The 13,793-nt window shown below is 74.1% G+C and carries 11 protein-coding genes and 1 pseudogene; 7 read left to right on the top strand and 5 right to left on the bottom strand.

What is annotated here, in order from left to right; all coding sequences use genetic code 11:
• Positions 1-123 precede the first annotated feature (123 nt).
• The 3 genes and pseudogenes from KME75_RS16540 to hepT form a co-directional block, all read left to right on the top strand.
• Positions 124-3,150: an alpha-mannosidase gene (locus tag KME75_RS16540; protein ID WP_246632224.1), complete on the top strand. Its 3,027-nt coding sequence runs from the start codon at positions 124-126 to the stop codon at positions 3,148-3,150.
• Positions 3,151-3,238: 88 nt separating this feature from the next.
• Positions 3,239-3,664 (top strand): nucleotidyltransferase family protein, encoded by a 426-nt coding sequence (locus KME75_RS16535; RefSeq protein ID WP_219415719.1) that lies wholly within the window; start codon positions 3,239-3,241, stop codon positions 3,662-3,664.
• 130 nt (positions 3,665-3,794) lie between these two features.
• Positions 3,795-4,100, top strand: a pseudogene (gene hepT / locus KME75_RS16530) (type VII toxin-antitoxin system HepT family RNase toxin); the annotation flags it as partial.
• Positions 4,101-4,107: 7 nt separating this feature from the next.
• On the opposite strand, the gene KME75_RS16525 reads toward hepT, so the two are convergent.
• Genes KME75_RS16525 through KME75_RS16515 form a run of 3 tightly spaced genes read right to left on the bottom strand, consistent with a single transcriptional unit; the run spans position 4,108 to position 7,528 of the window.
• The gene (locus KME75_RS16525) at positions 4,108-5,769 is read right to left on the bottom strand and encodes an AMP-binding protein (RefSeq protein ID WP_308282831.1); all 1,662 of its coding nucleotides are present in this window, start codon (positions 5,767-5,769) and stop codon (positions 4,108-4,110) included.
• 50 nt (positions 5,770-5,819) lie between these two features.
• Entirely contained in the window at positions 5,820-6,650 is an 831-nt protein-coding gene (locus KME75_RS16520) for an alpha/beta fold hydrolase (RefSeq protein WP_308282830.1), read from the bottom strand.
• The gene (locus KME75_RS16515) at positions 6,647-7,528 is read right to left on the bottom strand and encodes a MaoC/PaaZ C-terminal domain-containing protein (RefSeq protein ID WP_219415717.1); all 882 of its coding nucleotides are present in this window, start codon (positions 7,526-7,528) and stop codon (positions 6,647-6,649) included. Before KME75_RS16515 ends, KME75_RS16520 begins: the two co-directional genes overlap by 4 nt.
• Positions 7,529-7,637: 109 nt before the next feature.
• On the opposite strand from KME75_RS16515, the gene KME75_RS16510 reads away from it, so the two are divergent.
• The gene (locus KME75_RS16510) at positions 7,638-8,267 is read left to right on the top strand and encodes a TetR/AcrR family transcriptional regulator (RefSeq protein WP_219415716.1); all 630 of its coding nucleotides are present in this window, start codon (positions 7,638-7,640) and stop codon (positions 8,265-8,267) included.
• A gap of 104 nt (positions 8,268-8,371) precedes the next feature.
• The gene (locus KME75_RS16505; protein ID WP_219415715.1) at positions 8,372-9,703 is read left to right on the top strand and encodes an MFS transporter; all 1,332 of its coding nucleotides are present in this window, start codon (positions 8,372-8,374) and stop codon (positions 9,701-9,703) included.
• 7 nt (positions 9,704-9,710) lie between these two features.
• Here the strand turns inward: KME75_RS16505 and KME75_RS16500 are convergent, their stop codons facing one another.
• Positions 9,711-10,367, bottom strand: a complete 657-nt coding sequence (locus tag KME75_RS16500) for a response regulator (protein WP_308282829.1) — start codon at positions 10,365-10,367, stop codon at positions 9,711-9,713.
• Positions 10,364-11,494 (bottom strand): sensor histidine kinase, encoded by a 1,131-nt coding sequence (locus KME75_RS16495; protein ID WP_308282828.1) that lies wholly within the window; start codon positions 11,492-11,494, stop codon positions 10,364-10,366. Before KME75_RS16495 ends, KME75_RS16500 begins: the two co-directional genes overlap by 4 nt.
• A gap of 109 nt (positions 11,495-11,603) precedes the next feature.
• On the opposite strand from KME75_RS16495, the gene KME75_RS16490 reads away from it, so the two are divergent.
• Together KME75_RS16490 and KME75_RS16485 are read left to right on the top strand one after the other, a co-directional pair.
• Positions 11,604-12,008, top strand: coding sequence for a DUF6069 family protein (locus tag KME75_RS16490; RefSeq protein ID WP_219415714.1), 405 nt, complete (start codon positions 11,604-11,606; stop codon positions 12,006-12,008).
• 190 nt (positions 12,009-12,198) lie between these two features.
• Positions 12,199-13,269, top strand: a complete 1,071-nt coding sequence (locus tag KME75_RS16485; RefSeq protein WP_219415713.1) for an IS110 family RNA-guided transposase — start codon at positions 12,199-12,201, stop codon at positions 13,267-13,269.
• Positions 13,270-13,793 lie beyond the last annotated feature (524 nt).

Raw genomic sequence — 13,793 nt, 5'->3', positions numbered from 1 at the left:
GGGTTCGGTACCAGTCAAGGAGTAAGCCGCCTGCCTTCTACATCTGCTCGTGGGACCCCTCGATGCTACCGCCAAGCGGTGGGCCCGCGCGTGACGTTTACCCCGGGCCCGTCACTTGATCCAATGGGGGCCGTGCACGACACCTCGCTGCTGGTCGTCCCCCGGATCGCCCGCTTCGTCCGGGAGCGGCTGCACCCCGCGATGTACCGCGAGCGCGTCCCCGCCACGGTCACGGCGTGGACTGCGCCCGGGGAGCCCGTCCCGTTCGCCGAGGCGGTGGGCGAGGAGTTCGCCCCGTTCGCGGTCGGCTCCCCGTGGGGGCGGCCGTGGGGCACGGTGTGGTTCCGGGTCACCGGCGAGGTCCCGGCCGGCTGGACCGACCCCGGTACGCGGACCGAGCTCGTCGTCGACCTCGGGTTCACCGGAGCCCAGCCCGGGTTCCAGGCCGAGGGGCTGGCCTACACCCCCGACGGCGTGGTCGTGGCCGCCGTCGAGCCGCGCAACGCGCACGTGCCGCTGCCCGGCGGCGCCGGCTCGGCGGTCGACCTCTACGTCGAGGCGGCCTCGAACCCGAACACCCCCGGGCACTGGACCTACGCGCCCACCCCGCTCGGGGACCCACTGACCGCGGGCGATGACCCGATCTACCGGCTCGCCGTTGTCGACGTCGCCCTGCTCGACGTCGAGGTGTGGGAGCTGACGCAGGACATGTGGACGCTGTCCGGGTTGGTCGGCGAGCTGCCCGCGGACCTGCCCCGCCGCGCCGAGGTGCTGCGGGCCCTGGAACGGGCCGTGGACGCGGTCGACCCCGACGACGTGGCGGGCACCGCCGCGCTCGGCCGGGCCGAGCTGGCCGAGGTCCTCGCGAGCCCGGCCTACCCGAGCGCCCACCGAGTGCACGCCGTCGGCCACGCCCACATCGACTCCGCCTGGCTGTGGCCGGTGCGCGAGACCGTGCGCAAGGTCGCCCGGACGTTCGCCAACGTGCTGTCGCTGATGGAGGAGAACGACGAGTTCGTGTTCGCGGCGTCGTCGGCCCAGCAGTACGCGTGGTTGCAGGAGCACCAGCCGGAGCTGTTCGAGCGCGTGAAGGCCCGCGTGGCCGAGGGCCGGTTCGTGCCGGTCGGGGGCATGTGGGTGGAGTCGGACACCAACATGCCCGGCGGCGAGGCACTCGCGCGCCAGTTCGTGGCGGGCCGGCGGTTCTTCGCCGAAGAGCTGGGCGTGGAGCCGCCGGAGGTGTGGCTGCCCGACTCGTTCGGCTACTCGGCCGCGCTGCCGCAGATCATCAAGGCGACGGGCGCCCGCTGGTTCCTGACGCAGAAGATCTCCTGGAACGAGACGAACGTGATGCCGCACCACACGTTCGCCTGGGAGGGCATCGACGGCACGCAGGTCTTCACGCACTTCCCGCCGGTCGACACCTACAACTCGGAGCTGTCGGCGCTCGAGCTGGCCCGCGCCCAGCGCCAGTACGCCGAGAAGGGGCGGGCCAACACCTCGCTGGTGCCCTTCGGGTGGGGCGACGGCGGCGGCGGGCCCACGCGGGAGATGCTGGCCGCCGCGGAGCGCACCCGGTCGCTGGAGGGCTCGCCCACCGTCCGGATGACGACGCCCGCCGAGTTCTTCGCCGCCGCGGAGGCCGAGTACCCGCGGCCACCGGTGTGGTCGGGCGAGCTGTACCTGGAGTTCCACCGCGGCACGTACACCTCGCAGGCGCGGACGAAGCGGGGCAACCGCCGCTGCGAGCACCTGCTTCGCGAGGCCGAGCTGTGGGCGGCCACCGCGACCGTCCGCACCGGCGCCCCCTACCCCGCCGAGCTCCTGCAGCGGTGCTGGCACACGGTCCTGTTGCAGCAGTTCCACGACATCCTCCCCGGCACGTCGATCGCTTGGGTGCACCAGGAGGCGGAGCGCAACTACGCCACCGTCGCCGCGGAGCTGGAGGGGGTGATCGCGCGTTCGCTCGCGGCGCTGGCCGGTGCGGGCGACACCGAGGTCACGGCCAACGCCGGCCCGTACGCCCGCGATGGCGTCCCGGCCATGGGCGCTGCCGCGCTCGTGAGTAGATACGAGTGCTCGAGCACTCGTATCCACTCACGAGCCGGAGGCTTCGTGCTGGGCAACGAGCTCGTGGAGGCGGTCGTCGACGCGCGCGGTCTGCTCACGTCGGTGCGCGACCTGGTGGCCGACCGCGAGCTCGTCCCGCCCGGCGCTACGGCGAACCTGCTGCAGCTGCACCGCGACACCCCGACGCAGTGGGACGCGTGGGACATCGACGAGCACTACCGCCGCCACGGGCGCGATCTGGTGGACGTCGCCGAGCTCGCGGTGGTCGAGCGGGGCCCCGCCGCGGCCGCGGTGCGGATCGTGCGCAAGGCGGGCGCGTCGACGATCACCCAGGTCGTGCGCCTGCGGGCGGGGTCGCCGTCGGTCGACATCGTCACCGACGTGGACTGGCACGAACAGCAGAAGCTGCTCAAGCTCGCGTTCCCGCTGGACGTGCACGCCGACTGGGCGACCTCGGAGATCCAGTTCGGCCACGTCCACCGCGCCACCCACACCAACACCTCGTGGGACGCCGCCCGCTTCGAGACGGTGGCGCACCGGTGGGTGCACGTGGGCGAGCCCGGCTACGGCGTGGCCGTCGCGAACGACTCCACCTACGGCCACGACGTTGGCCGCAGCACTCGGGCGGACGGGGGCACGACCACGACCGTGCGGCTGTCGCTGCTGCGGGCGCCGCTCTTCCCCGACCCGACGGCGGACCAGGGCGAACACCGCATGACCGTGTCGCTGCGGGCGGGCGCCACGATCGCCGACGCGGTGGCCGAGGGCTACCGGCTGAACCTGCCGTTGCGCACCGTCCGCGGCGCGGGGGAAATCGCGCCGCTGGTGCAGGTGGACGACCCGGCGGTGGTCGTCGAGGCCGTGAAGCTGGCCGAGGACGGCAGCGGGGACGTGGTCGTCCGGCTGTACGAGTCGCACGGCACCCGCGCGACAGCGAGGATCACCGTCGGTTTCGAGCACACCGGCGCGGTCGAGACCGACCTGCTGGAGCGTCCGCTCCCGGAACCGGTGTGCCTGGACGGAGACCGCCTGACCCTGCGCCCGTTCCGGATAGCGACGCTGCGCTTCACACGCCCCTGACTCCGGGCGCACCTCGGAGCCGTAGTGCTGTTGCCGGTCCTCGTCGACAGCGTTTCGGCTCCGAAGTGCTCCGTGACACGATGACCATGTGGCGACTCCGGCGGACGGCCTGGCCCGGCTGCGCTCGGCAGCCGATTCGGGCGAGCTCGACGCCGTGTGCGCGCGCCACGGGGTACGCGTGCTGTCCGCGTTCGGCAGCGCTACCCGCGGCGAGCCGGGAGCGCGCGACCTCGACATCGCCGTGATCAGTGAACCGGGCGCGCCGTTCGACCCGGTCGCGCTGGTCACCGCGCTCGTCGACCTCACCGGCATGGAGCGGATCGACCTTGCCCACCTCAACCGGGCAGGCCCGGTCCTGCGCGAACGGGCATTGGTCGGCGCGGTGCCGTTGTTCGAGAGCGCACCGGGTCGGTACGCCGCCGCCCAGACCGCGGCGATCGGCGAGCGGATCGAGACCGACGCGATGCGGCGCCTGGATCTCGAGTTGTTGACCGGTTACCGGGCGACCCGATGACCCCACGGCCGATCGACTGGCGCTCCGTCCACGCCAAGCTGCGCCACATGGGCGAGCTGATCGACCAGCTCGTCGCCTTCGGCCCCGTCGATGCCAGGCGGTTGGCCGATGAGCGGTCACCGCGCTCGCCGTCGAGCGGATCCTCACGCTGCTCGTCGACCTCGCTTTCGCCGGCAACAGCCATGTCGCCGTGGGGACCCTCGGGCGCGCACCCGAGACCTACGGGGCGTCGTTCACACTCGCCGCGGAGGCGGGAATGATCGAGAAGGACCTGGCGGCCGCGTTGCGGCCGTCAGCCGGGATGCGCAACGTGCTCGTCCACAACTATGTCGAGGTCGACAGGGACCGGGTAGCCGCCGCGATCCCGCTCGCGGTCGAGCAGTACGGCGAGTACGTCCGGCAGGTCGCGGTGTTCCTGGAGCAGCACGCGGACTGACGGCAGCTCAGCCCGGCTCGGCTGCGCCGCGCCGTTCCCGCGCCCACTCCCGCAGCGTCGCGGCGCGGATCTTGGCGCCGTTCGTGCCGGACGTCGTGGGCATCTCCGGGACGACGTGCACCGCGTCGGGCACCTTGAACCGCGCGAGCGCGGCGGCGCACCACTCCCGCAGCTCGTCGGGGCCGGGGTCGGCGGCCGGCTCGGCCACGACGAATGCGATCGCGCGGGTGCCGCCGTCGGTGCCCTCGATGCCCACGACCTTGGCCGTGTGCACGCCGGGGTGCGCCGCGAGCCGGAACTCGATCTCCGCGGGGTCGACGAGGAACCCGCGCAGCCGCAGCGCGTCGCCCATGCGGCAGACGTAGGCGAACGCCCCGTCGTCGACCAGCACGCCGAGGTCGCCGCTGTGGAACCAGCCGTCGGCAGTGAAGGCGCGCGTCGCCGCGTCCGGGTCGCCGAGGTAGGCGTCGACGACGTTGGGGCCGCGGAACTGCAGCTCGCCCTCCTGCCCCGGCGCGAGCACCTCCGCGGTGACCGGGTCGGCCACCCGCACCTCGATCCCGGCGTGGACGACCCGACCGCCGCCGACCCAGCGGCCCGGCTCGGGTTCGTCGTGCGGCCAGAACGCGGTGAGTGCGAACAGCTCGGACGAGCCGTAGACGCCCGAGGTGGAGGTGCCGAACGCGTCCCGCGACCAGGCCGCGAGCTCCCGGGAGCGCCCCTGGAAGTCGGCGACGCCGCACCAGCGCCAGGTGGACAGGTCGCGGGGGCGGGCCGACCAGGCCCCGTGCAGCCGCAACAGCAGGTCGTCCCCGCCGACGACGTGCGTGACGCCGTGGGTGGCGATGTCGTCGAGCACGGCGGCGGCCTCGAACACCGGTTCCAGGACGCAGACCGCCCCGGCGGCGAGCGCCGCCATGGCCGTGTTGTAGCCGAACACGCCCGACAGCGGCAGCGCGCACAGCACGGCGTCGCCCTCGGCGATGCCGATCGCCGCGGCGTCGGCGAGCGCGTGCGCGAGCACGCCGGCCCCGCGGTGCGCGGCGAGCTTGGGCATCCCGGTGGAGCCGGAGGTCGTGAACGCGACGGCGAGCTCGGCCGGGTCCGACGGCTCGAGCTGCGGCACCGCGGTGTCGACCGGCCGCGGGGTCCACGCCCCGCCGCCCACGTCCGAGGCGGCCGGGTCGGCCACGCCCGGGCGGCCCGGTCCCGGGACCACGGCGACGGCGGGCGCGGGCGCGTCGACCGCGGCCACCGCGGCGCGCAGGCGGGTGAGCAGGTCGAGCCCGTGGAAGTCGTGCGCGAGCGCGACGACGGCCGGGCGGGCTCGCCGCAGGACGTGCGCGACCTCGTCGACGTTGTAGCGCGTGTTGATCCCGATGACGTGCGCGCCGCGCGCGGCGACCGCGAACTGCCAGACCAGCGCGTCGGTCCAGTTCGGCAGCCACACGGCCACGCAGTCGCCGCGACCGATGCCGGCGGCGGCGAGCTCGGCGGCCAGCGTACGGATCCGCAGCCACAGCTCGCCGCGGGTGACGGGCAGGTCGCCGCCGCCGGGTCCCTTGTCGATCGCGGCGACCGCCGACGCGTGCCGGCGCACCAGGCGGCCGACCAGGTCCGGCAGATCGCGCGGCGGATCGTCCGCCGGGGCCGCCGGGTGCTGCGACACCGGGTGCGGCTCCGTACTCGGCTGGTCAGGGCCCGCCTGCTCGGGCGCGCTCATCGAACGCCCGCCGGAACGGTCGTCAGCTCCTGCAGCCAGCCGTCGAGCACCGGCGCGAAGTCCACGATCTCCTCCATCGGGTAGTGCCCGATCCCCTCGAGCACGGTGGCGCGCGCGCCCGGGATCCGCGCGGCGGCCCACCGCACGGCGTCGGGATCGAGCCACAGGTCGTCGGCACCCACCACGAGGTATGCGGGGCAGGCGATCCCCGGCAGCGCCTCGCGCAGGTCGTGGGTGGCCCAGCCGATGAGGTCGGACGTGGACACGGCCGGGTCCTCGCGGCGGTGCATGGTCGCGATCAGCTCGGCGCGCTCCGGCGGCACGGACCGCCCGACGACGGCGAGCGTGCCGAGGTGGGTGCGGTCGGTGCGGCTGGGTGCGGCGACATCAGCGAGCTCGCGACGCAGGCCGCGCACGCTCGGCCGCCCTCCGGTCCAGGCGTCGGCCGCCATCGCGACGACGCCGGAGAGCCGATCGCCGATCCGGACCGCGATGTCGAGCGCGATCTTGCCCCCGATCGAGCACCCGACGACGAACGGCCGCTCGAGGCCGAGCCGGTCGATCAGCTCGACGCACCAGGCGGCGTAGTCCCCCAGGTCGGTCACGGGGCCGCCCGGCGCGGGCTCCGAGCGGCCGTGGCCCGGCAGGTCCGGGACGACGACGCGGTACCCGCGTTGCGCGAGGGGAGCGGTGACACCGCGCCACTGCACGCCGCTCTGCCCGGCGGTGTGCAGGCACAGCACGGGGACTCCGGCGCCCGCCGCCTCGACGAAGGCGAGGGAGCCGCCGATCTCGGCGTATCCCGCCTCGAGCCCGTTCCCGATCACGCGACCGCCTCCCGCCGCTGGGCCGCGAGCGCCCGAGCGGCGTCGACGACCAGGCTCAGCGGACGCGTCAGCCGCAGGTACTCGTAGCCGTTGCCGCGCACGGCGAACTGCCCGGCCATCGCCCGCCGGGTGAAGTCGTTGGTCTCGGCGTCCATCAGCTCGGTCCACGTCAGCTCGTCGGCCTCCACGGTGAACGAGGCACCGAGTGCCGACCGGGCAGCCACCTCGATCACCGCGCCCCGGTAGACCCGCAGGTGTACCTCGTGGTCACCGGCCCGCAGGCCGATCGTGCCGTCCCAGCTCGCGAGGGCCTCGGCGAACTCCGTGCCCGGCCCGAGCCGGGCCGCGAGGGCCTCACCCCAGGCGACGCTGCCGAAGTCGCGGCCCACCGGGTCCGGCCCGGTGCCGCGGGCGGCGAGCAGCACGGCGGTGGTGCCTTCCTGGACCACCCTGCCCTCGGCGTCGACGAGCCGCATGTGGCGCGTGACCACCCCGCGGTCCGCGCGGCGGGTGCGGCGGCAGCGCACGATCGTCATCTCGAGCCGCAGGACGTCACCGACGTGCACCGGCCGCCGGTAGTGCCAGTGCGTGTCCAGCAGGCCGAGCACCGCGTCGCCGACGAGGCCGAGCCGCTGCACCAGCCCCATGGCGACGGCCGGCCCGAACGGCCCTTGCAGCACCGGCCGGCCGGGCCCCGCCGGGTACGCGGGGTCGGTGTGCAGCGGGTGGTCGTCCCCGCTGAGCCGGGTGAACTCGGCGAGGTCAGCGGCGGTGACCTCGCGCGGGCCGCTGGTGAACCGCTGGCCCACCGCGAAGTCCTCGAAGTGCCGGTCCTCGCCGATGCGCACCGGCGGCGGATCCGTGGGGGCTGTCGACACCACAGCTCCTTCGGTGTGAACGAACGTTCTTGCAGCGACTGAACCACCCGGCCGACGGCCCGTCAAGCGCTCCCCCGGAGCACCGATCCGGACCGGTAGCCTGACCGTCATGAACGACCGTTCCTCGCCGACCGCCCTGATCGCGGGCACCGGGCGGCGCAACGAGGCGGCCATCCTCAACGCCGCGCTGACGGCGTTCGGTGACAAGGGCTTCAACGGCGCCTCGATGCGCGACGTCGCCCGCGGCGCCGGCACCAGCCTGTCCAACCTCTACAACTACTTCCCGTCGAAGTCGGGCCTGCTCGCCGAGGTGCTCCGGCACGCCAACGACGAGCTGTACGCACGGGTCCGGCGCGCCGTGGCCGAGGCCGGCGACGCCGCCGGGCCGCGCCTGCGCGACGCCGTGCGCGCCTACGTCGGCTTCGTGGTGGACCACCAGGTCGCAGCAGTCGTCGCGATCAGCGAGGTGCGCTACCTGACCGGGGCGGACCGGGAACGGCTGGTCGCGGCCCGCGACAGCACGGAGGCGGTGTTCGCCGAGATCGTCGCCCAGGGCGCGGCGAGCGGCGAGTTCCGCACGCCCTACCCGGCCGACGCCGCCCGCAGCATCGTCTCGCTGTGCTCGTCGGTGTCCACCTGGTACCGGCCAGGCGGCAGGCTCTCCCGCGGGCAGCTCGCCGAGCAGCACGCCCGCTACGCGCTGGCGCTGGTCGAGGCGCCGCTCGCCGGCACGGCCTGATCCCCCGCCACTTGTGGCGCGACGCGCCGTCGGGCTAGCGTATGAACGAGCGTTCGTACTCATCACGCCGGACGCCGCGTCGAGGCGGCATGGAGGGATCGCCGATGACCCAGCAGAGCGTCGACCCGGGGCGCACCCCGACCCGGATGGGCCGGCTCGCGGCGGCCGCCGTGTTCGCGACCGCGCTCGAGTGGTTCGACTTCCTCATCTACGCGACGGCGGCAGCGCTCATCCTCGGGCCGCTGTTCTTCCCGTCGGCCAGCCCGGTGGCCGGCACCCTGGCCTCGTTCGCGACCTTCGCCGTCGGGTTCCTCGCCCGGCCGCTCGGCGGGATCATCGCCGGGCACGTCGGCGACCGGTTCGGCCGAAAGCCGCCGCTCGTCGCCTCGATGCTCGTGATGGGCGTGTCAACGTTCGCGATCGGGGTGCTGCCCGACTACGCGGCCATCGGGGTCTGGGCCCCGGTGCTGCTCGTGGTGGCCCGGCTCGTGCAGGGCCTCGGGGTGGGCGCCCAGTGGGGTGGCGCCGCGCTGCTGCTCACCGAGCACGCTCCCGTGGAACGGCGCGGGTTCTACGGCAGCCTGATCCAGACCGGCGCGATCTTCGGCGCGGTCGCCGGGAACGTCATGTTCCTGCTGCTGACCGCGAACCTGACCGGGGACCAGTTCATCGCGTGGGGCTGGCGCGTGCCGTTCCTGACCGGGCTGCTGCTGGTCGTGATCGGCATCTACGTGCAGCTCAAGATCGAGGACACGCCGGTGTTCCAGGCGATGCGGGAGCAGTCCGCGGCGACGAAGCGCGCGGCTGGGCTGCGTAAGGCGCCGCTCCGCGAGGCGGTCCGCCGCTACTGGCGCGAGATCCTGCAGGCCGCCGGTGCGTTCTTCGTGGTCAACGCGGTCTTCTACATCCTGATCAGCGGCCTGCTCGACTACGGGACGACGGAGGTCGGGCTAAGCCGCACCGAGATGCTGGTGTGCGTGATGGCCGCCGGGGCCACCCAGGTGATCACGATTCCGCTGTTCGGCGCGCTGAGCGACCGATGGGGGCGCCGCAAGCTGTTCCTCACCGGCGCCGTGCTGATGGGCCTGTACGCGTTCCCGCTGTTCTGGCTCATCGACACCGGCTCGGTCCCGATGGTGCTGCTGGCGCTGGTCATCGGGTTCACCATCCACGCCACGATGTACGGGCCGCAGGCCGCGCTGTACGCCGAGATGTTCCCCGCCGACGTCCGCTACTCGGGCGCGTCGCTCGGCTACCAGTTCGCCTCGGTCTTCGCCGGCGGCCTGGCGCCGTTCATCATGACCGCGCTGCTCGCGGCGACGGGCGCGGCCTGGTCGGTCTCGCTCTACATCATCGGCACGTCGGTGGTCACCTTCCTCGCCGTGCTCTCGATCAAGGAAGTGTTCCGCCGCGACCTCTACGCGACCTCGGGCTGACGGCGGCTCAGGCCAGCTCGACGTCGTGGGCCAGGAGCGCGATCTGGGTGCGGTTGTCCAGGCCGAGCTTGGTGAGGATGTGCGAGACGTGCGCCTTCACGGTCGCCACGCTCATGTGCAGCTCGCTGCCGATCTCGCCGTTGGAGCGCCCGCGCGCGACGGCCACGGCCACCTCGCGCTCGCGCTCGCTCAGCGCCGCCAGCGCCACCCGGGCGCGGTCGCGTGCGGTGGCCCCGTCCACGGCCCGCTCCATCAACCGCCGGGTGATCTGCGGGGACAACATCGGGTCGCCCGCCGCCACGCGCAGCACCGCCTCCACGATCTGCGCGGGCGGGGTGTCCTTCAGCAGGAACCCGCTCGCGCCGGCCCGCAGGGCGCGGAGCACGCCCTCGTCGGCGTCGAACGTGGTGAGCACGAGCACCTCCGGCGCGTCGGGACGCGCGCGCACGCGGGCGGTGGCGGTGATCCCGTCGACCCGCGGCATCCGCAGGTCCATCAGCACCACGTCGGCCGGGTGGGCGTCCAGGACGGCGGGCACCTCGGCACCGTCGCCCGCCTCGGCGACGACGGCGATGCCCTGGGCGCCGTCGAGCATCATCGCGAGCGCGGAGCGGACGAGCGCGTCGTCGTCGACGATCACGACGCGCACCGGCGCGGCCGTCACGACCTCACCGGCCAGGGCAGCGCGGCGTGCAGGCGGAAGCGGCCCGCGGCCCGGCCGTGCTCGAGGCGGCCGCCGGCGAGCTGCACCCGCTCGGCGAGCCCGACCAGGCCGGTTCCACTGCCGGGCACGGCGGTGGCCGGCCCGTCCGGGAACGGGTTGGTGATCTCCACGACGACATCGTCCCCGGCCCCGCCGCACAGCTCCACCCGCACCTCCCGGCCCGCCGCGTGCTTGCGCGCGTTCGTCAGGCCCTCCTGCACGATCCGGTAGACGGTGCGGGCGGTGCTGCCCGGCAGCTCCTCCCCGACCCGCAGGCCGTCATGAAAGGCCACCCGCACGCCCGCGGCGCGCGACTCCTCGACGAGCAGCGGCAGGTCCGCGATCGTCGGCTGCGGGCGGTCCGGCTCGGCGTCCGGCTCGGCCCGCAGCACCCCGATCACCTCCCGCAGCTCGTCGAGGGCGTGGTGCGCGCTCGCCCGGACGACCCCGGCCGCGCTGGTCAGGCGCTCCGGCGAGGAGTCCGGGCGGAACTCCAGCGCCCCGGCGTAGGCGGCCAGCAGCGAGAGCCGGTGGGCGAGGACGTCGTGCATCTCCCGGGCGATCTGCGTGCGCTCCAGCAGCCGGGCCTCCGCGACCCGGCGCGCCTGCTCCTCCTCGGCCCGGCGCGCCCGTTCGTGCAGCGAGTGGATCAGCTCCTGCCGGGACTGCGCGTAGGCGCCGAGGCCGAGCAACGCCGCGTGCGCGACGACGACGAGCAGCGCCCACCAGCCGAACCCGAGGCCGCTGGTCGGCCGCCACAGGTACCGCAGCAGGTGCCCCGCGACCCCGGCGGCCGCCACCGCGACCGCCGTGGGGAACGGGTGGGTGCGGGCGATCCGCAGCGTCGCGACGGTGGACGCGGGCGTCGCGGCGGGCGACAGCGCCGCGAGCCCCGCCAGCGCGACCGCGACCGGCCACCCGGGACGCGGCCGCACCAGCAGCGCCACCGCGAGGCTGGCCACGACGCCGACGGCGATGTCGGGGGCGAGCAGCCGGGGGTCGTCCACGCTCCCGACCAGGCTGGCCGCCGCGAGCCCGGCGGCGGCCAGCACCGCCGTGCCCGTGACCCAGAGCCGGATCGCATCCACGCGGCGAGGGTAGGGCGGCGGGCCGCGGTCCCGGCACCGACCAAAGTCGAAGCCCCTGCCGCCCGCGGAGCGATGCGCGGACCCGGCCGTTCCGGCGAGGGTGACCGGCATGACGACGACATCCACCACCTCCACCGCCCCTTCGCCCCTTCGTCGCCGCGCGCTGGCGGTGCTCGGCGGGACCGCCACCGCGCTCGCGGTGTGGGCGGTCGCCGTCCCGGTCGCCGGCGTCGACCTGCTCGCGAGGACGGGCCCGGAGCCCGCGCCGGTCGCTGCCGGCGCCGTGGCCGTCGCGGCGCTCGTCACCGGCCTCGCCGGGTGGGCGCTGCTCGCCGTGCTCGAACGCACCACCGCGCGGCCCGGGCGCATCTGGCGCGTCCTGGCCACCGCGGTGCTGCTGCTGTCACTGCTCGGCCCACTGGCCCAGGGCGTGGGAGCGGCGGCGGTGGCCACGCTCGCGGCGCTGCACGTGGTCGTCGGCGCCGTGCTGATCCCGCTGCTCCCGCGGCGCTGACGTGCGCGAACGGCACTGCTCTTCCACTGGCGGCTGTCCGCCTGCTTCGCGACGGCGTTCAGCCACCAGACATGCGTTGGTGCGCGCACCTATCGTTCGAAAGGTGACATGTGGCGGGACCCCCTCGGCACGGAAACATCGGTCCCGTGGGAACCAGACCGTGGTTCTGATGGTGCTCGAGGAGGTCCCGATGGCGATCGTAGGCGGGTTGGATCTGCACCGGAAGCAGATCACGTTCGATGTGGTCGACACCGATACCGGGGAGCTGCGGCGGGGTCGGATCAGCCCGGCGGATCGGCAGTTGTTCCGCGGTTGGCTGGCCGGGTTCGTCGGCCAGCACGTGGAGCTGGCGGTCGAGGGCTGCACGGGGTGGCGGTTCGTGATCGAGGAGTGCCAGGCCGCGGGGGTGATCCCGCACCTGGCCGAGCCGGCGGACGTGGCTGGGTTGCGGGGGCGGCGCCGACACGCCAAGACCGACCGGATCGATGCCCGGCACCTGCGGGACCTGCTGCTGCAGGGGCGGCTGCCCGAATGCTGGATCCCACCACAGGTGGTGCTGGAGACCCGGGCGAAGGTCCGGCTGTACAAGGATCTGGCCGATCAGCGCACCGGCTGGCAGCAGCGGATGCACGCCACCCTGTATCACCTGGGCGCCCCCGCGCAGCGCGACCTGCTGGTCGGGGACCGGGCGCGGCTGGCCCGGATCGAGGGGTTGACCCCGGCCGCGCGCCAGGCCATCACGGTGGCCCTGCGGATGATCGACGCCCTGGACGTCGAGATCGACGGGGTGCGCGGTGAGCTGGTGGGTTTCGCCCGCCGCCAACCCGGCTGCCGGGCATTGCAGGCCGAGTTCGGCATCGGCGCGTTGCTGTCGGTGGTGATCTGGTGCGAGATGGGCGACGCCCGCCGGTTCGCCCACTCCCGCGATGTGGTGCGCCACAGCGGCCTGGACATCACCGTGTACTCCTCCGACGGCAAACGCTCACCGGGGCGGCTGTCGCGCCAAGGCGTGCCGCTGCTGCGGTGGGCCCTGTATGAGGCCGGCCGCTGCGCCGCCCGCGCCGCCAGCCCGGACCACGCCTACTACAACCAGGTCACCGACCGGCTCGGTGGGCAGCGCGCCGCGCTGTCGGTGGCCCGCAAGCTCGCCCGCCGCTGCTACCACCGGCTACGCGTCCTCGGCGACGAGGCCCTGGCACCACCACCGCCACCACGGCGGCCCGCCCGGCCCGCTGCCCGAGCAGCAGCACCTGCCGCCTGACCCGGCACGGATCCGGCAACGGCCGCCGGTCGCAGCGCGGGGGGTCCGTGGACCTTGCCCGACCACCTGATGCCTGGTGCGGCCAGCTCCTGAGAAGGCACTGCCGCCAGCCCCTCGGCTGGACGGCCTCGAAAGAACGAGCGGCCCACCCGCCAACCTCACCGTGGGACACCCCATCGATCATCATGTCGCCGAACCCATGCGCCGGTTCGAGGACCGAGATAAGCCGGGGCGCCCACGGAACCCCCCTCTCATCACGCCCGGCGGCCAACCCGACCACCCGCCGCCCCCGCGACGGCCCCCACCACGATCGGTGGGTGAGCAACCCATGAACTGACCACGCCGCCACACACGATCCTCGTCGCACCCGAGCATGCGGCGCTCCTCGCCGGCGTCAAGGTCGTTCGTCCACGGGCGCTCCACCTTGACGCCGGCTCCGGGGCGCCGCCAGGCACACCACACGACGAGGAACAACAAACAATCACGAACTGGTGCTTGACCGGGGCTCCCGCCACAGATAAGTG

This window comes from Pseudonocardia nigra (genome assembly GCF_019396355.1).
GTDB classification, from domain to species: Bacteria; Actinomycetota; Actinomycetes; order Mycobacteriales; family Pseudonocardiaceae; genus Pseudonocardia; species Pseudonocardia nigra.
This window is presented reverse-complemented; position numbering and strand designations above follow the sequence as displayed.